This window comes from Paenibacillus sp. tmac-D7, assembly GCF_006519665.1.
Classification (GTDB): domain Bacteria; phylum Bacillota; class Bacilli; order Paenibacillales; family NBRC-103111; genus Paenibacillus_G; species Paenibacillus_G validus.
Window position 1 is genome coordinate 1 of record NZ_VIDW01000071.1, and the last position, 16,568, is coordinate 16,568.

20 protein-coding genes and 1 riboswitch are annotated in these 16,568 nt (G+C 51.7%); of the genes, 16 read left to right on the forward strand and 4 right to left on the reverse strand.

The window, feature by feature from the left end; translation table 11 throughout:
• Window positions 1-144 precede the first annotated feature (144 nt).
• The 8 genes from FKP33_RS25480 (at window position 145) to FKP33_RS25515 (ending at window position 6,996) form a co-directional block, all read left to right on the forward strand.
• Entirely contained in the window at window positions 145-510 is a 366-nt protein-coding gene (locus FKP33_RS25480; protein ID WP_029197861.1) for a plasmid mobilization protein, read from the forward strand.
• Between the two features lie 18 nt (window positions 511-528).
• Window positions 529-1,953, forward strand: coding sequence for a relaxase/mobilization nuclease domain-containing protein (locus FKP33_RS25485; RefSeq protein ID WP_141336690.1), 1,425 nt, complete (start codon window positions 529-531; stop codon window positions 1,951-1,953).
• On the forward strand, window positions 1,862-2,830 hold the full coding sequence (locus FKP33_RS25490) for a PcfB family protein (RefSeq protein WP_127609437.1): 969 nt from the start codon (window positions 1,862-1,864) through the stop codon (window positions 2,828-2,830). Before FKP33_RS25485 ends, FKP33_RS25490 begins: the two co-directional genes overlap by 92 nt.
• Window positions 2,827-3,738 carry a zincin-like metallopeptidase domain-containing protein gene (locus tag FKP33_RS25495; protein WP_127609439.1) on the forward strand — a complete coding sequence of 304 codons (912 nt, stop codon included), beginning with the start codon at window positions 2,827-2,829 and terminating at the stop codon, window positions 3,736-3,738. Before FKP33_RS25490 ends, FKP33_RS25495 begins: the two co-directional genes overlap by 4 nt.
• 47 nt (window positions 3,739-3,785) lie before the next feature.
• Entirely contained in the window at window positions 3,786-3,974 is a 189-nt protein-coding gene (locus FKP33_RS25500) for a hypothetical protein (RefSeq protein WP_127609441.1), read from the forward strand.
• Window positions 3,961-5,730, forward strand: a complete 1,770-nt coding sequence (locus FKP33_RS25505) for a VirD4-like conjugal transfer protein, CD1115 family (RefSeq protein WP_127609443.1) — start codon at window positions 3,961-3,963, stop codon at window positions 5,728-5,730. Before FKP33_RS25500 ends, FKP33_RS25505 begins: the two co-directional genes overlap by 14 nt.
• A complete protein-coding gene (locus FKP33_RS25510) occupies window positions 5,727-6,035 on the forward strand; it encodes a glutamyl-tRNA amidotransferase (protein ID WP_218029654.1) in 309 nt (102 codons plus the stop codon). Before FKP33_RS25505 ends, FKP33_RS25510 begins: the two co-directional genes overlap by 4 nt.
• 121 nt (window positions 6,036-6,156) lie before the next feature.
• Window positions 6,157-6,996: a VirB6/TrbL-like conjugal transfer protein, CD1112 family gene (locus tag FKP33_RS25515; RefSeq protein ID WP_244933009.1), complete on the forward strand. Its 840-nt coding sequence runs from the start codon at window positions 6,157-6,159 to the stop codon at window positions 6,994-6,996.
• A gap of 21 nt (window positions 6,997-7,017) precedes the next feature.
• On the opposite strand, the gene FKP33_RS25520 is transcribed toward FKP33_RS25515, so the two are convergent.
• Entirely contained in the window at window positions 7,018-7,269 is a 252-nt protein-coding gene (locus FKP33_RS25520) for a helix-turn-helix domain-containing protein (protein ID WP_127609445.1), read from the reverse strand.
• A gap of 161 nt (window positions 7,270-7,430) precedes the next feature.
• Here FKP33_RS25520 and FKP33_RS25525 point away from each other — a divergent pair, with 161 nt between their 5' ends.
• The 8 genes from FKP33_RS25525 (at window position 7,431) to FKP33_RS25560 (ending at window position 14,188) form a co-directional block, all read left to right on the forward strand.
• Entirely contained in the window at window positions 7,431-7,619 is a 189-nt protein-coding gene (locus tag FKP33_RS25525) for an aspartyl-phosphate phosphatase Spo0E family protein (RefSeq protein ID WP_127609447.1), read from the forward strand.
• Between the two features lie 25 nt (window positions 7,620-7,644).
• The gene (locus tag FKP33_RS25530; protein ID WP_127609449.1) at window positions 7,645-7,974 is read left to right on the forward strand and encodes a hypothetical protein; all 330 of its coding nucleotides are present in this window, start codon (window positions 7,645-7,647) and stop codon (window positions 7,972-7,974) included.
• 18 nt (window positions 7,975-7,992) lie between these two features.
• Window positions 7,993-8,364, forward strand: coding sequence for a PrgI family protein (locus tag FKP33_RS25535; RefSeq protein WP_244933010.1), 372 nt, complete (start codon window positions 7,993-7,995; stop codon window positions 8,362-8,364).
• Complete coding sequence (locus FKP33_RS25540; protein WP_141336691.1) at window positions 8,357-10,684, forward strand: VirB4-like conjugal transfer ATPase, CD1110 family; 2,328 nt, start codon at window positions 8,357-8,359, stop codon at window positions 10,682-10,684. Before FKP33_RS25535 ends, FKP33_RS25540 begins: the two co-directional genes overlap by 8 nt.
• A gap of 408 nt (window positions 10,685-11,092) precedes the next feature.
• Window positions 11,093-11,180: riboswitch (cyclic di-GMP riboswitch) on the forward strand.
• Window positions 11,181-11,699: 519 nt separating this feature from the next.
• Window positions 11,700-12,119, forward strand: coding sequence for an RNA polymerase sigma factor (locus FKP33_RS25545; RefSeq protein ID WP_029197850.1), 420 nt, complete (start codon window positions 11,700-11,702; stop codon window positions 12,117-12,119).
• A 125-nt stretch (window positions 12,120-12,244) separates the two neighbouring features.
• Entirely contained in the window at window positions 12,245-12,652 is a 408-nt protein-coding gene (locus FKP33_RS25550) for a DUF6075 family protein (RefSeq protein WP_141336692.1), read from the forward strand.
• A gap of 32 nt (window positions 12,653-12,684) precedes the next feature.
• Window positions 12,685-13,938: a hypothetical protein gene (locus tag FKP33_RS25555; RefSeq protein WP_141336693.1), complete on the forward strand. Its 1,254-nt coding sequence runs from the start codon at window positions 12,685-12,687 to the stop codon at window positions 13,936-13,938.
• The gene (locus tag FKP33_RS25560; RefSeq protein ID WP_141336694.1) at window positions 13,913-14,188 is read left to right on the forward strand and encodes a hypothetical protein; all 276 of its coding nucleotides are present in this window, start codon (window positions 13,913-13,915) and stop codon (window positions 14,186-14,188) included. The genes FKP33_RS25555 and FKP33_RS25560 overlap by 26 nt, the downstream gene beginning before the upstream one ends.
• 677 nt (window positions 14,189-14,865) lie before the next feature.
• Here FKP33_RS25560 and dpsA read toward each other — a convergent pair.
• The 3 genes from dpsA to FKP33_RS25580 form a co-directional block, all read right to left on the reverse strand.
• Complete coding sequence (gene dpsA / locus FKP33_RS25570; protein WP_141336695.1) at window positions 14,866-15,792, reverse strand: dipicolinate synthase subunit DpsA; 927 nt, start codon at window positions 15,790-15,792, stop codon at window positions 14,866-14,868.
• 36 nt (window positions 15,793-15,828) lie between these two features.
• On the reverse strand, window positions 15,829-16,143 hold the full coding sequence (locus FKP33_RS25575; RefSeq protein ID WP_021624005.1) for a YunC family protein: 315 nt from the start codon (window positions 16,141-16,143) through the stop codon (window positions 15,829-15,831).
• A gap of 166 nt (window positions 16,144-16,309) precedes the next feature.
• A partial coding sequence (locus tag FKP33_RS25580) for a phospholipase D-like domain-containing protein (protein WP_258313556.1) occupies window positions 16,310-16,568 on the reverse strand: 259 nt, incomplete at its 5' end.

Consider the following 16,568-nt stretch of genomic DNA (forward strand, 5'->3'; position numbering starts at 1 on the left):
GCCAAATTCGCTTGTTAGGGGCTTTGCCCCTAAGACCCCGCGTCGCAACGCTATCGTTTCGGTGACCGAATGGGTTTCAGATTGGTTGTTTATCGCGTCGGCGACTCGTTTCATGAAGCCGACTTTTGAAGGGGGTGATCGAAGTTGAGGAAGCGGTCGATTTCGGTTCTGGTACGGTTGAATGAAAAAGAACACGCGCACCTTGCCAGCCAAGTCCAAAAATCGGGGCTATCGCAGGAGGCGTATATTCGTTCGCTCATCAATGGCTATGTACCCAAGCCCCTCCCGCCGCCGGATTATTTCGCGATGATGCGTCAGCTTCACGCTATCGGCAATAATCTCAATCAACTGGCGGCGAAGGCGCATACGACAGGGCATCTGGATCGGGCGGCGTTTCAGCAGGTGGCCGATCAGTTGCGCCGCGCGGTACAGCATATCCAGCAGGCAGTAACTTCACCCGAACGCATAGCCGAACCGAACTTCACGAATCCCGAGGCGCATCCGCCGTAGACGAAGGAGGTGTGACGCATGGCAACGACGGCGATTTGGGATGTCGCCGACCGATTGAAGCGCGTTATCGATTACGCCGCCAATCCCGAAAAAACCGCAATAGATCGAGCGGAACAGCAAAGCTTACATCAAGTGCTGGCTTACGCGAGAGACGGCGACAAAACGGAGAAGCAATTATTTGTGAGCGGCATTAACTGCGACCCGCTGACCGCCTACGAGCAGATGCAACGGACGAAACGGCAATTTCAGAAAACGGACGGCATTGTGGCGTTTCATGCGTACCAAGCATTCGCGCCGGGTAAAGCGACGCCGGAAATGGCGCATGCCATTGGCGTGAAGCTGGCGCAGGAATTATGGGGAGAGCGCTTCGAGGTGATCGTCTCGACCCACTTGGACAAGCAGCATTTGCACAATCATTTTGTGCTAAACTCCGTTTCTTTTCTGGACGGCAAACGCTACTACGACAACAAAGCGTCCTACGCCCTGCTTCGGCAAACGTCAGATCGGCTGTGCCGAGAGCATGCGCTGTCAGTGATCGATCATCTAGAACCGGGTAAAGCCAAGCACTATGGCGAATGGAAAGCCGATCAGGAAAACAAACCGACATGGCGGGGACTCATCCGCTCCGATGTCGATCAGGCGTTAGCGGGTTCCATGACGTGGACGCAATTTATCGTGGCATTGCAGAAGCAAGGCTACGAGGTGAAGCCAAACGTCAAGCATCTCGCGGTACGTCCTTCAGGCAAGGAGCGCTTTGTTCGTTTGCGCAGCCTTGGGGACGACTATACCGAGGAAGCGCTGAAACAACGCATTTTGCGGAATCGTCTCCCCCGTCGCCCACAGCCTGAACCTAAGCCGCGACGCAGACGTGTCGTTTATAAAGGAACGCTCCAATCTACCAGACGTTTCAGCGGGTTGCAGGCGTTGTACATTCGCTATCTATACAAAATGGGCTTGTTGCCCGCTCGACGCGCGTCCTCCCGAAGGACGCCTTTTTTATTGCGGGAGGATTTGCGGCATATGGCGACCATCAGCTCACAGACGAAGCTGCTTTGTCAGCACCGTATTTCCAGCAAGGAGCAGCTTCTAGCGTTTTCGTCCGTTGCGGAGCAAGAGATGAGCCAGCTTTGCGGCGAACGCAAAACGCTCTACAACCGTATCCGCCGCGCGAACGATGCCGTTCAGATCGAAGCTTACAAGGCGCATATTGCCGCGTTGTCGAAGCAGATTGCCCGACTGCGAAAGGAGGTGAGGCTGTGTGAGGGCATTCTTGCCCGATCCGATGAAATGAGGACGAAGCTTCAAGCGAGCGAGCTACAGGAGAAGCATTCACGAAAGGAGATGGACAGGCATGAGCAGTGGAGCCGAAGCGGCCGATCAGGTGGTGAGCATGAGCCTGCGGGGCATCGAGGTGATGGCCAAGATTTCCGGCGAAGGCGCTAAGCATTTGGCGGTTTATTTGTTTGCCGCACTGCAAGGACAGAAGCGGACGAAGGGCAGCATTCGATTGGAAAGCTTGCTCCGTAGCGGCAAGGAACTGAAGGTATTCGCGGTCAAAAATGAAGATCTCTCCACCTTCTGCAAGGAAGCGAAGCGGTATGGAGTCCTGTATTGCGCGCTGCGGGACAAAAAGAATGTAGACGGTTTGTGCGACGTGATGGTGCGAGCCGAGGACGCATCGAAAATCAACCGCATCGTTGAGCGCTTCAAGCTGGCGACGGTCGATACGGCGAGCATCAAGAGTGAGATTGAAAAAACACGCGCCAAGAAACAGGTTGACGAACAAGCGGCGGAACAACCGCAACAACCCGAATCGGGGCAGAAGTCGGAGCAAGGCGCGACGGGCGAAGGTGCTTCGTCGGAAAGGAGCGTGGACGATTTTTTGGACGAGCTGATGGGCAGTCCCGAAGCGGCGCAAACCGAGCGGCATCCCGAACAGACGCAAAGCGCGCCGCAGCCGGACGAACCGACGCGCCCATCGTCCAAGGCGAGCGACAGCGCAAACCCCAAGACGGCGACGATGGAGCGGCCCCATCCGTCCGAGCCTATCTCAGAGCGCAGCGCGGCATCCGCAAGGGGTACTACGACTGAAGCCGGGCAGCAGGCAGCGCCACAGCGGCAGTCGATTCGCGCACTGCTCCGCGAGCTTCGGGAAGAAAACCGCAAAGCGGAAAAGGAACGCCGTCAGCCAGACAGGGAGCCATCGTTGCCGAAACGGAGCGAGCGCCAAGCTGAAAGCACGAAGGCGGCGCAAGTGAAGACAAGCCGGACGAAGACGAACAAGCCGAAATCTGCGGGAAAGCGAGGTAAAGCCAAATGAGCAGCTTCGACGATCTGTTCCGGCAGGAGGCATCCGACCGCTCCATCGCGAACGCCTCCGAGCAGCCGTTCGATAAGGAAGCGTGGGCGCAGAGGAAGCAGGAGCTCAGACAATGGACGTATGACACGATTGATGCTGCCACGACAGGCATCGCGCAAAACGGCGAGCAGTTCCGGCAATATTTGGACGTGCAAAGCCGTTTTGACCGTTACAGCGTCTCCAATGCGCTGCTCATTCTCGTCCAGCGACCGGAAGCGACGCGCATTGCCGACTTCGACACATGGAAGGAGCAAGGCGTGTACATTCGGCGAAAGGAAACGGGCTTTTACATCCTGGAGCCTGGAGAGGAATATGAGCGTGAAGACGGCACGAAAGGCATCAGCTACAATCCGAAAAAGATGTTCGACATCGCCCAGACGACCGCCAGTCCTAAGCGGGAGCAACCGCAGCCGTGGGATGAGCGAACGCGCATCAAGGCGCTCATGGATCGCTCCCCCGTTCCGATTGCGATGAGCGATACGCTTCCGTCGGACGTGCAGGCGCTCTATCAGCCGGATACGCGCAGCATTGTCATCCGTCGCGGCATGGAGGCCGGGGATATTTTCCGTTCGCTCGCGCATGAGCTAGCTCATGCAGAACTTGAACGCGGCGATAACCGTTACAGCCGCTCCGCTTACGCCTTTCATGCGTACTGTGCGTCGTACATGCTGTGCAAGAAGTTTGGCGTCGAAGCATCGTCCTTCCGTTTTCAACGTGCCCCGGAAAAGCTGAAGGACAAAGAACCGCAGCAGGTTCGCGCAGAGCTGACGGCGATGAAGGATGCCACGCATGAGATCGCTCGCCGAATGAATCGGATGCTGGTGCAGCAACAACAGCGGCAACCGAATCGGACGGACAAGGCAAGGTAGGAACGCCAACAGAAGTCCGCCAAATCATCTTTACGGGGGGAGTGCCTATGCAAGAAGAACGGATTCTCTGCCTGGATCACTATGAGCACGGCATCGTGGTACGCGCGCTCAATATGCTGCGGAATGATCTGATCGGCGAGCAGCGTCCCACCGATGCCGTAGACGATTTGCTGCTCAAAGCGATTGCTGCACCGTACAATAACCGTAAACGCCGAGGACATCATGAGGCGCGTTGAAACCGCAAGGAGCGATTGGCTGCTCTTTGCGGTTTTTTTCGTTTTCGTCGTATGGGTGGCGCTGCTGACCGCGCCCGCCCTGTCCGGCGGGCTCCCGGCGATGCTCCAGCATCTTAGCTTGGCGATCCATCAACCATTTCATATTCGTTGGGTGAGCGATACGCCGCGATGTCTGTTCATCTTCACGCTTGCTTATGCGCTCGGTGTCGGCATCTATCTCTCCTCCCCGCGCAATTATCGCCGTCGGGAGGAGCATGGCAGCGCCCGCTGGGGGCGAGCGAAGCAGATCAACGCCAAATATCAGAGCAAGCCGCCGGAGCAAAACAAAATTTTGACCGACCACGTCCGCATCGGTCTCGACGGGCGCAAGCATCGACGAAACCTCAATGTACTTGTCGTCGGCGGTTCTGGCGCGGGCAAAACGCGCTTTTATGCCAAGCCAAACGTCATGCAAGCGCACACGTCGTTTGTCGTCCTTGATCCGAAAGGCGAAATTTTACGCGATACGGGACACCTGCTCAGAGCCAAAGGCTACGACATCAAGGTGCTGGACTTGATCAATCCGCATCGTTCCCACGGCTATAACTCGTTTGCCTATTTGCAGGACGACAAAGACGTGCTGAAGCTCGTCACGAATCTGATTCGCAATACCACGCCCAAAGGCAGCAACACGAACGACCCATTCTGGGAACGTTCTGAAACGGCGCTGCTCGAAGCGCTCATCTTGTATTTGCTCTACGAAGCGCCGCCGGAGGAGCAAAACTTCCCGATGGTGATGGAGATGATCGCCGCCGCCGAAGTGCGCGAAGAAGATGAAACGTACCAAAGCCCGCTCGATGAGTTGTTTGAGCGGCTGGCGATGCGAGACCCGGAGCATTTGGCGGTGAAGCAGTACAACATTTTCAAGCTCGCGGCGGGCAAAACAGCCAAGTCGATCTTGATCGGTCTCGGCGTGCGGCTGGAGAAGTTCAATTTGCACACCATCGCGGGAATGAGCCTGGTTGATGAGATGGCGTTGTCTTCAATGGGCGAAAAGAAAACGGCGCTGTTTGCCGTCATTCCCGACAACGACAGCAGCTTCAATTTCATCGTCGGCATGCTGTACACACAGCTTTTCCAGTGTCTGATGTACGAGGCGGATTATCGGCATGGCGGACGGCTGCCGGTGCATGTCCACTTCGTCATGGATGAGTTCGCCAACTGTGCATTGCCATCAGAGTTTGACAAGCTACTCTCGACAATGCGCAGCCGCGAAATTTCCGTCTCGATCATCCTGCAAAATCTGGCACAGCTCAAAGCGCTGTACAAGGATGAATGGGAATCGATTGTCGGCAACTGCGACACGTTTCTGTATCTCGGCGGCAATGAGCAATCCACGCACAAATACGTCTCCGAACTTCTCGGCAAAGAAACGATTGACACGAACACTTACGGTCAAAGCAAGGGGCGCAGCGGCAGCTACTCGATCAATTACCAGCAATCTGGCCGCGAATTGCTTACGCCGGATGAAGTGCGGCTGCTTGACAACCGCTATGCTCTACTTTTTATTCGCGGCGAGCGCCCGGTGCAGGACGACAAGTACAAACTGCTCCGGCATCCGCATGTGGCGCTCACGACCGACGGCAGCGAGCAGCCTTATCAGCATGGCGGGACGGAACACGCCATCGACTGGCGAGCGGTCACCTTGCATGAAAACGGAGAGTACGAGCTGCTATCGGAGGAAGAACTGGAACAACAACTTTTGCGGAAGGAATGATGACTTTGAAACGCAACCTGAAAAAGCTGTTCGCGCTGTACATGGTGCTCGTATTGATGGGAACCGTCTTCGTCTCCACTGTTTACGCCGAAGGCGACCCGATGACGACGGTCAACAACTTGTCCACGTTCATTTTCGGTCTGATCCGCGCCATCGGCATGATTATTCTCGGCTTCGGTATCGTCCAGATCGGCTTGTCGCTCAAGTCGCACGACCCTTCTCAGCGGGCGAACGGTTTTCTGACGCTGGCGGGCGGGGTAATCATCACGTTTACGAAAGAGATTTTGACGCTGATTGCGGGATAAACTCGCTCTATCCTCTGTGCGACCCGTTTAGCGAATGAACGGCGTTCAGACAGAACACAACCAGGTGGGGATTGACGGCGCCGCTGTCTATTCCCCTTTTTTTGCGAAATGAGGTGAGCCTGTGGCGAAAAACAGTTGGATTAATGACAACCTCGAAAATGCGCTGGATACGTGGGATGAGAAAATGCATGAAGTTTGGCAACTCGTCACGCAGTCTCCGGCAGACTTCAAAGGCGGCGGGATCTGGCGCGTCATCACCGACATTCATGGCGCGTTGCAGGCGACGGGACTGGCGCTGCTCGTGCTGTTCTTCGTAATCGGCGTCGTGCGGACAGCGGGGAATATCGCCGAATTAAAACGGCCCGAACTGGCGGTCAAGCTGTTCATTCGCTTCGTGCTGGCCAAAGCGGTCGTCACCTACGGACTGGAATTGATGATGGTGCTATTCAGCATCGTACAGGGCATCATTTCCACGATGATGCGCCGCTCCGGCTTCGGGAATACAGAAGCGTTGAACCTGCCAAGCGAGATTGCCAAAGCGATTGAGGATGTTGGCTTCTGGCAAAGCATTCCGCTGTGGGTTGTGACGCTGCTCGGAAGTCTGTTTATTACGGTACTGTCGTTTGTCATGATTCTCTCGGTGTATGGGCGCTTCTTCCGCATCTATTTGTATACGGCGCTCGCCCCTGTTCCGCTGTCCAGCTTTGCAGGGGAGCCGAGTCAAAGCATTGGCAAGTCGTTTCTGAAAGGGTATGCGGCGGCTTGCTTGGAAGGGGCGGTGATCGTACTCGCCTGTATCATTTACTCTGCCTTTGCCGCCGCTCCCCCGGCAGTTGATGAAAGCGCGGGCGCGGTTACGATGGTGTGGACGTATATCGGGGAGTTGATTTTTAATATGCTCGTTCTCGTCGGCACGGTGAAGATGGCGGATCGTGTCGTGCGGGAAATGATGGGGCTGTAAATGATAGTATTAAAAGTATGATCACTCCGGCGTTTCGCCCAGCAATTCCCGGACGGAAACATCCAGCGCTTTAGCAATCGCCACGACCTCATAATCCTGAACAAGCCGGTACTGACCTTCCAGACGCGAAAGGCTGGTGGGACTGATGTCGAGTCCCGCCGTTTGCAATCTGGCGAGAAATTCTTTCTGCTTCATTCGCTTGGCCTTTCGGATTGCGACAACTCGTGTGCCAATAATATTTTTGTCACCCGGCGGCTCCTTTCGGTGCTTCATTCGCTGTCACCTCTCATTTAATCCAAATTGTATGCGAGGACAGCATTGTTTTAATGCGAATATCGCATTAAAATGAAATAAACCGATTTTCGCATTAAAAATGCGATCAATTGATCCAGTACAGTCAGGAGGCTCTTATGAGAGGAGACAGGGGATAGCAAATGAAGGAGCTACTGCGACACTTTGAGGCAGAAAAGCAAAGGCTGAATGAACTGGGACAAAAATCGCTTGAGCAAGGAATCCCGCTTGGAGAAAATGAAGCCGTTCAGGCCCAAAGCCGGAAGGTTGACGAATTGATTATCCATTTTTATCGTCACAGGGCGGTTAAGTGGGAGTCTGAGCATCGTTAGAGCTTGGTTGGGGGGAGGCGTGGTCATGGATTTTCCACCGTGGTTTCGGCAAGCCATACAAGGCCGATTGGATGATGTTTCTGCTCGAATCGAATATAACCCTGAATTGAATCGTATTCGTGCTGAAGAAAGCAAGGCATTCCAAGTCTTGTTTGCAGGCATGGACATTGGGCGCATGCCTGAGTTTGCAGAATGGGAGGACAAACACCATTTTAAGCAAGCGATTATGAATGAATGGTTATACTTGCAAGGGATGAAGGATGGCATACAGCTTGCCGTGGCCTTATTGAGTCCTTCTGTTTTGTTTGATGATGAAACACCGGTTGAATCTGATCGAAACGATCCTGAGGCGTAGATTGCTCATCCAGGAGGGATGAAAGTGGAAGTGAAAATCAACCGGGAAATCCGGGATTATACGGAAAGCTTGTACTTTGGACTGTCCTTGCGGCAGTTCTTTTTTTCTGCGTTGGCGGTCGTCGCGGCAATTGGGCTTTATTTTGGACTGCGCAGTCACTTCGGATTGGAAACGCTCAGTTGGATGTGCATTTTGGGGGCAGCGCCCTGCGCCGCGCTCGGTTTCATCAAGTACCACGGCATGACCGCTGAGCAACTGCTGTGGGCGTATGTAAAATCGGAATTCCTTATGCCAAGACGCTTGGTCTTCCGCTCGACGAACATCTATTACGAAGCGCTTCGAAGCGGTATCCACCAGCGCGGGCAAGAAAGGATGAAGCGCAATGATTAAGACGCTCAGGCGCACGATCAAGCAGGACAAGGAACCGTTCGTCATCCCGAAAAGCGTTCAACAAGCGATCCCGATCCGCGCCATTTGGCCGGACGGGATTTTTGCTGTCGGCAACAAATTTTCCAAGTCGTTTCGATTCGAGGACATCAACTACGCCGTTGCGTCCAAGGAAGACAAGGAAACCATGTTCCTCTCCTACTCCGATCTGCTCAATTCGTTCGACAGCGGCGCAACAACGAAGATCACGATTCATAATCGGAGGCTCAATCAGGCGGACGTGGAAAGCTCCATTCTCATTCCGCTTCGCGAGGACGAGTTGGATATGTATCGGCGGGAATATAACGATATGTTGCTTGGCAAAGCGACGGGCGCGAACGGCACGATTCAGGAGAAATACATCACCATTTCCGTCGTGAAAAAGAACGTGGACGAAGCCCGCAATTATTTCGCAAGGGTCGGCACAGAGTTGATGGCGCACTTCTCTCGTCTTGGCTCCAAATGTACAGAACTCGATGCCACTGACCGCCTGCGCATTCTCCATGACTTTTTTAGGATTAGCGAGGAAGCGAATTTTCGATTTGATCTGCTGGAAACGATGCGCAAAGGGCATCACTTCAAAGACTACATTTGCCCGGACACGTTCGAGTTTGCGAGCGATCATTTCCGGATGGGGAACTATTATGGGCGCGTCATCTTCTTGCGGGAATACGCGAGCTACATCAAGGACAGCATGGTGGCGGAGCTTTGCGACTTGAACCGCAACTTGCTGCTCTCGCTCGATGTCATCCCGATTCCGACCGACGAAGCCGTCCGCGAGGTGGAAAACCGGCTGCTCGGCGTGGAGACGAACATTACGAATTGGCAGCGGCGACAAAATCGCAACAACAATTTCTCCGCCGTCGTTCCTTACGACATGGAGCAGCAGCGCAAGGAGAGTAAGGAGTTCCTAAGCGACCTGACTACCCGCGACCAGCGGATGATGTTTGGATTGCTCACAATGGTGCATGTCGCCGAAAGCAAAGAACAACTGGATAGTGATACGGAGGCTCTATTGACCACCGCCCGCAAGCATTTGTGCCAGTTAGCCACGCTGACGTACCAGCAAATGGATGGGCTGAACACCGCACTGCCTTATGGTTTGCGGAAAGTGCATGCTTTGCGGACGCTCACAACCGAAAGCACGGCTGTGTTCATCCCGTTCCGAGCGCAGGAAATCATGCAACCGGGCGGCATTTACTATGGTCAAAACGTTATTAGCAAAAACATGATCGTCGCCAATCGCAAGCAACTGCTGAACGGCAATAGCTTCATTCTCGGCGTATCCGGTTCCGGCAAAAGCTTCACCGCCAAACGGGAAATCGTCAACCAGATACTGGCGAGCGACGACGACATCATTCTGATCGATCCGGAACGCGAATATTCCGCGTTGGTGAACGCGCTGGGCGGCGAGACGATTCACATCTCTGCCACGTCGCCTAATCATATCAATGCGATGGACATGAACTGCGACTACGGCGACGGCGCGAATCCGATTATTTTGAAGTCGGAATTCGTCCTCTCGCTATGCGAGCAGTTGATCGGCGGACATCAGCTTGGCGCGAAAGAAAAATCGCTCATCGACCGCTGCACCGCCAGCGTGTACCGCAAATATTTGCAGAGCAACTACAAAGGCGAGCCGCCGACATTGCAGGACTTCCGCGCGGAAATGCTCAAACAAGCGGAGCCGGAAGCGCACGAAATCGCGCTGGCGATTGAACTGTTCACATCCGGCAGTCTGAATACGTTCGCTCAGCTAACCAACGTCAATGTTCATAACCGACTGATCTGCTACGACATTCTCGACTTGGGCAAACAACTGCTGCCCATCGGCATGCTGGTCGTACTGGATAACATCCTGAACCGGATTACGCAAAATCGGGCGAGGGGCAAGAATACCTTCATCTTCATCGACGAAATCTATCTGCTGTTCCAGCACGAATATAGCGCCAACTTTCTGTTCACGCTCTGGAAGCGCGTCCGAAAGTATGGCGCTTTTTGTACGGGCATTACGCAGAACGTTGACGATCTGCTGCAAAGCCACACCGCCCGCACAATGCTGGCGAACAGCGAGTTCATCGTCATGCTGAATCAGGCCAGCACCGACCGGATGGAGCTTGCGGAGCTATTGAACATTTCGGACTTGCAGCTTTCCTACATCACGAACGTCGATGCCGGTAACGGGTTGATGAAGGTGGGTAGCTCCCTCGTGCCGTTCACCGACAAGTTCCCGCGTAACACGAAGCTGTATCGGCTAATGACGACGAAGCTTGGGGAGCAATAGTAAATGTAGCCGCGGGCTTGCGTTTCGAAATAATTAACAAAATTCCCTTTTGAAAGACCTGATGTGATTCAGGTCAAAAATTCCATGACGATATTTGTTTTTCGCCTAGTCCTTATTTACCGGGATCGGTGAACTAGGGTCTTCATAATAAGGTTGTTACTTACCGCTTTTAAGACTAAACCACGAGTCGGTATTTGGGTACTTTCTCCCGTGGAAATCATGGGAAATAGAGGGAAATCGGCACTATGTGTCGAATTGTATGCAATGTAGCATCTAGAATTTTGCAATTGTTCGACAAAGGGGGGGATTAAAGAGCGATATTTCAGAGCAGTGATAGCAACGATAGGTAACATACTGTAGACGTTGCGACTTAAAAGGAGTAGAAGTAGACAGATGCAGTCGAACAATTAGGAAAAATGGCAAACCTGCTCGAAAGACAGGGACGCAAAGCCACGGGTCTAATGCATATTAATGCGATGATCGCCGGGTTGCCCTATCGACAGCAATTGGACACTGCCGATATAGGCGGTGTCCTTTTTGTCGTTCACCGGGGATGAGTTTTGAGAACGATGAAGAGCTTCTAATTCAACGAATATGGAATTTGTGGTCATGGACGCTTCAAGTGGCGAAAAGATGAACACAGCAAAACCCGAAAGCAAAGGAGCGCTTGATTTGAGCTAACAACTAACCAACGAATGACAACACCGACAACCAGACAAGTAGACTTTTCCTCACGAGATGGTGTTGCCATGTGAGGAGGGGCATTGGTATGCAGTATCCTTTGTCGCATGCAATAGCCGAATGCAAGCTTTTGATGAGCTGTCTACGGGTTTGTCTACGAATCAATCAATGTAATTCACTTTGGGACTTTGCCGCGATTGAGCGCTGGTTTGCGCTGCGGCAAAGTCTTTTTTGCATTTCATAAAGCTATACGCCAGCGTTTGTTAAGTAGCGTCGGCTGCCGCTCTCCTCCCTCTGTTTTGGTTTGCCAACAAACCAAAACGGAGGGACGAGAATGAAACGAATGAATTTACGGGACATGTATCCCTTTTTGAAAACGGACGTGTGGGTCGATCTCGATGAAGAAGTGGCGCAGGAAATCCGCCGTTTTGATTTGAAGGATAACGCATATAGACTGCGCACGTATCGCCATCGGGCGTACTACTCGTTGGATCGGAACGACGGGATCGAGCATGATGCGCTTTTCTTTTCGATTTCCCCGGAAGAAAATTACGAGCGTAAGCTTACAAATCAACAGCTTTATGCAGCCATGTGTGAGTTGCCGGAAAAATCGTTTAGGCGCATCTATGCCCACTTCTTCTTGGGCATGAGCAAAGTGGCGATTGCCGAGGCAGAGCAGGTTAATGAGCGGGCGGTTCGCAAGTCGATTGAGCGTGGCTTGAAGCAAATGGAGCGCATTCTCAAAAATATGTGAATCTCGGTTCGTTCGAGGGTCCGATTTTGCTGCTAAAGTGAACTGATAGGTAGAGGAACTTGTTACGACGGCGGCTGGTTTGGTTGTTGCCAGCCGCTCATTTTTCATGAGGGAGGCATGTAAGGATGAATCCTGGTCGATATTACGATGCAGAGCACGAAGGCTTTTACTATCAGATGTTGAATGAAAGGAAAAACAGCGACAGCTACCACCGGGCACTTTTCTATACGCTTGGAATTTCCCAAGAAACCCGCAAGCATATCCGCGATTTGTTCGATTTTTCTCATGGAGGCATTAAGCCCGAAGGGCTCGCGGCCTCTTGGCAAACGAGCAGTTCCATTCGCGTGAGCCGACTTGCCTTTAATCTGTGGAACGGCTGGACGGAAGAAGGCGCGGAACGCTATTCCGCTCCTAACGAGTTGTTTGCATGCGGTTACGCCCCTTATTTTTATGAAGCGATCTACCTTCGGTATCCGGAATTTTGCCGCAGTCATGATCAGATTTTCAAACGGCGGACGGAGCAAATTCGCTAAATGGCCGCTTGTGACGGGAGTGGAATCGGATAATGAAGAAAATCAAAATGAGAACTGTGGTAAGGGACATCAAACAGTTGGACAAGCTCCCCAAAGCGATGAAGCGCGTGAATCGTTTAAGGCTTCGCGTTGAGCGGCAGACAGAACATGACAAAGCGCATGGTCAAACTCCCGCAGCATATGCACAGCACCGCTCCGAATCGACCGTGAAGAAAATGGTGCGAACTCAAATGGGAATGAGCATGCGTGTCAGCAGCAGATTGATTCGACACATTCTTAAAAAGCAGACATTACCGAATGGAAATACTGTCCCAGGAAACAAACCCGTTGAAACGAAGCCTGAGCCTTCGGTTACGCCTACATCACGTCAAGCTCGCAGGCTTCGTCTTCGTAAGCCGATTGATGGCAGATATCTCTTGCGTTCAGATCAACAATCAGGAAAACAACGCTTCATACGGAGCCGGGCCAATGCCCGGCTTTCGCATCGTTCTCGCAAAGACAGGATTCCCAGCCCGGCTCCGAAACAAGTAGTTAAACCAGCCGGGAAAAAGACGCGCGCCGATGCGCCATCGCATACAGCAAATGTACGTGCGCCTCGTCGAAATGCGCTCGTGTCTGAAATTGCAGGTCAAACGATCAAGAGGAAAGAACGAACATACAAAATATTGTCTCCATATATTAAAACGGGGCAGCGGCTAGGACAGGCTCAAAAGGTTGATCGCGCGGAACTGAAAATGAACGCCGTCGAGACAGCCAAGCCGGCTGCGCAAATGGCGATGGCAACCCGCCGCACTCTTCAAAGGGCACAAGCTGCCGCGAGACTGAATCTTCGCATTATTAAAATGGTTGTAAGAGCCGCCGCGATGCTTGTCAAAGGATTGGCGGCGCTTTTGGGGATCAGTAGTTCAGTGATCGTATTGCTGTGCATAGTAATGGCGATAGCCGCCGTTATTTCCTCTCCATTTGGTATTTTCGTATCCGGCGAAAATACGGATGCTGATGTAAAGCCGCTTTCTCAAATCGTTCAAGAGATGGACGCTGAATTTGAGGCAAAGCTGGAAGAAATACAGAAATCCGCTGGAAACGTAGACCGATTGGAGATCCATTATACTGATAGTGCAGATAACACGCGAATCGATAATTGGGCGGACATTATAGCCGTATTTGCGGTGAAGACGGTCATGGATACAGAAAACGGAATGGATGTAGTTACGCTTGATTCAACAAGAATCGGTATCCTCCATGAGGGTGTTCTGGGAGATGAATCAGTTGGAATCCCATGTTGAAACGATTGAACATACGGAAACAGTTACGGTGCAGCATGAGGACGGAAGCTCCAGCGAAGAGACGACGACAAGCTATGAGCGCATTTTACATATTACCGTGAATGGCAGAAAAGCGGAGCAACAAGCAGAGGCATACCATTTTACAAACGAACAAATGGATTTGATGAAGGAATTGCTGTCCGCAGAGTTCCGCCCGCAGATGCTTGCAATACTTGGCAAGGATATGGTTAGTGACTTGACGACGTGGTAGCTGGAATTGGTTCAATAGCATTTGCCTGAAGGCAAAACTGGGCAGTGAAGCCGTCCAATTGGCGCTGACCCGTCTAGGCGACCCGTACAGCCAACCGAAAGCCGGTCAGGTATAATAAAAATATACCTTATTTATCATATTTTGGACGATATTTGATAAAGTTTACCTCGAAGAATTTTTATCTATCAGCACTGATCGGACCTCGTTCCAACTCGATAATTGTACTTATACAACCTCCACGGTATATATACTAATGGTGGGGTACAGTCCCCTCCTTGTATTTAGAGCAAATAGGCTGCCTGACTTACTTTTTCTGGTAGCCTATTTGTCTCGTCCCGGTGATCATTCATGGATCGCACTTTGCCATCTAACCTCGCTTGCACGAGTATTCCCGAGTAATTCTTTTTATCCTGCAATACTTGCCCTACGATCGATTGTAATGCCGAGTGTTCAGAGAATTCTTCTGCGGGGGTTATTGAGACCAGCTTAACTTGGAGGTTCCTCGAACTCTGGCCTTGGAAACCGACTTCTGATCTACGAAAGAGCCGATCCACCACGCGCTTCATTATCCGATTCTTACGGAAATAGACGGAGGCCGGCTTTTGCCGGCCTCTCTGATGAAGTATAAACAAGTAATGACGCCTCTCTAAATAATTCGTTTTACAGCGTTCGCGATCTCATAACCCGGAAGAAAAAGCAAGTGAATCCATTTGCTCACGATCTTGACTCCGTTCGTCCTGGATCAATTGACATAACGTTCTCGCCAATATACGTCCAGCCGTTCTTGGCGCGACCAATCCCGGTAAACTTGGTGCCAACAAGGCCTTGATTCCACGTTTTTCGGCAAAACGAAAATCGGTTCCACCTGGTTTGGAAGCCAAATCAATAATAATAGCGTGATGCGGAATACGGGTCAACACACGAGAAGTAAGGATTTGCTCCGGAATCGTGTTAAAAATAATATCCACATTTACGCCTTCATCGTACAAATCTTTCGTATAAAACGGCTCAATCCCCATCTCCCATGCACGTGCAAACTGCTCCGGTTTCTGCACCCCCGCTTTGACGTGTGCACCCAGGCGCTGAAGCATACTGGCTAACGTAAGACCGATTCTCCCCAAACCCAGCACCATACAACGCGAACCATGTATGGTAATTTCCGTATGTTGAATGGCCATCATTAAGGCGCCCTCCGCAGTGGGAATGGAATTGTATATGGCAACATCGTCCCTGCTAAATAATTCTATCAGATCGATCTCTAGTTCCGCGCAAAGGTTCCTCAAGTAAGACTTGGCTATGCCAGTACAGACTTTTGCGTGTTTCGGCAAGCAAGACATATATTCCTTGTTCAGCAATAACGTTTCAGATGAAAATGAAGACTCTACTCTGCCATGGTCGTCTGTACCGACAACCGGTAATATCAATACGTCAGCATTGCGAAGCACCTCCCTCGTAAGCTTGGAATGCTGAACTTCATGAAGTTGTTCGTGCAAATCTTCATAACCGATTACCGCAACATTTGCATCCAGGTCAGTAAATGACCGAATGATTTCAAGATGCCGGGCATCGCCTCCAAGGAAGACAATATGCAGACCCGTTAACAAAAAATTCCCCTACTTTCCTTAAGTGTGGACTTAAAATTAACTAACCTCGTTTACCATCTTTAAAAGCGCATCTGCTCCTTTCATCCCAGGGCAAATTCCGCGTAATTCCGCCTCTGTGGTCACCATATCGAGTGGGGCATCCAGCAATTGCTCTATTGTTCGTACCCCGGTTGCGCGTCCTGCCACAATGCGGCGATCGTTTAATTTCTCATTTAACAAACGAATATCAAGCGCTCCGCACATGATATATCCGTGATCGGTTGTGATGGCCAGAAGTGTTGTTTTGGGCAGGGCGACCTCGATACTTATAACCTGATGACCTTCAACTTCAATCGGTTTCATCATGATCATCTATGATGCAGCTCCTTTTTTTCTACACTATATGCCGGGCGTGATATTTGCACCATAGACTGTTGCCCAAATCCGATATTACTTGTATTCGTTGGAAGCCTTCTCCCCTTTCGCCATATACATGTGTAAATTGGACTTCGATTCAATTCCATGTAATTTTTGAGATTTATAACAAAGGAGATAACAAACGCGCTGCTTGATCAAGCATGCGCTCGGAAGAAGTACGATGCATATGATCTTCCAAACGATATGGAGTAGCCTCGGTGAGATCCCGTTCGAATTGTTCCGTAAGCACCCGAGCCACATCGGAATTATACAGCACTGCACACACTTCGTAGTTTAAACGGTAACTACGGAGATCGTAGTTGGAAGAACCCACTTCGGCAATCTCGCCATCGATAATCATGACTTTCGCGTGCAGCACC

Bases quoted from the DNA above. Each gene is read 5' to 3' on its own strand.
- FKP33_RS25485 (WP_141336690.1), top strand. From the start codon at position 529: ATGGCAACGACGGCGATTTGGGATGTCGCCGACCGATTGAAGCGCGTT.
- FKP33_RS25490 (WP_127609437.1), top strand. From the start codon at position 1,862: ATGAGCAGTGGAGCCGAAGCGGCCGATCAGGTGGTGAGCATGAGCCTG.
- FKP33_RS25495 (WP_127609439.1), top strand. From the start codon at position 2,827: ATGAGCAGCTTCGACGATCTGTTCCGGCAGGAGGCATCCGACCGCTCC.
- FKP33_RS25500 (WP_127609441.1), top strand. From the start codon at position 3,786: ATGCAAGAAGAACGGATTCTCTGCCTGGATCACTATGAGCACGGCATC.
- FKP33_RS25505 (WP_127609443.1), top strand. From the start codon at position 3,961: ATGAGGCGCGTTGAAACCGCAAGGAGCGATTGGCTGCTCTTTGCGGTT.
- FKP33_RS25510 (WP_218029654.1), top strand. From the start codon at position 5,727: ATGATGACTTTGAAACGCAACCTGAAAAAGCTGTTCGCGCTGTACATG.
- FKP33_RS25520 (WP_127609445.1), bottom strand. From the start codon at position 7,269: ATGAAGCACCGAAAGGAGCCGCCGGGTGACAAAAATATTATTGGCACA.
- FKP33_RS25525 (WP_127609447.1), top strand. From the start codon at position 7,431: ATGAAGGAGCTACTGCGACACTTTGAGGCAGAAAAGCAAAGGCTGAAT.
- FKP33_RS25530 (WP_127609449.1), top strand. From the start codon at position 7,645: ATGGATTTTCCACCGTGGTTTCGGCAAGCCATACAAGGCCGATTGGAT.
- FKP33_RS25535 (WP_244933010.1), top strand. From the start codon at position 7,993: ATGAAAGTGGAAGTGAAAATCAACCGGGAAATCCGGGATTATACGGAA.
- FKP33_RS25540 (WP_141336691.1), top strand. From the start codon at position 8,357: ATGATTAAGACGCTCAGGCGCACGATCAAGCAGGACAAGGAACCGTTC.
- FKP33_RS25545 (WP_029197850.1), top strand. From the start codon at position 11,700: ATGAAACGAATGAATTTACGGGACATGTATCCCTTTTTGAAAACGGAC.
- FKP33_RS25550 (WP_141336692.1), top strand. From the start codon at position 12,245: ATGAATCCTGGTCGATATTACGATGCAGAGCACGAAGGCTTTTACTAT.
- FKP33_RS25555 (WP_141336693.1), top strand. From the start codon at position 12,685: ATGAAGAAAATCAAAATGAGAACTGTGGTAAGGGACATCAAACAGTTG.
- FKP33_RS25560 (WP_141336694.1), top strand. From the start codon at position 13,913: ATGAATCAGTTGGAATCCCATGTTGAAACGATTGAACATACGGAAACA.
- FKP33_RS25575 (WP_021624005.1), bottom strand. From the start codon at position 16,143: ATGATCATGATGAAACCGATTGAAGTTGAAGGTCATCAGGTTATAAGT.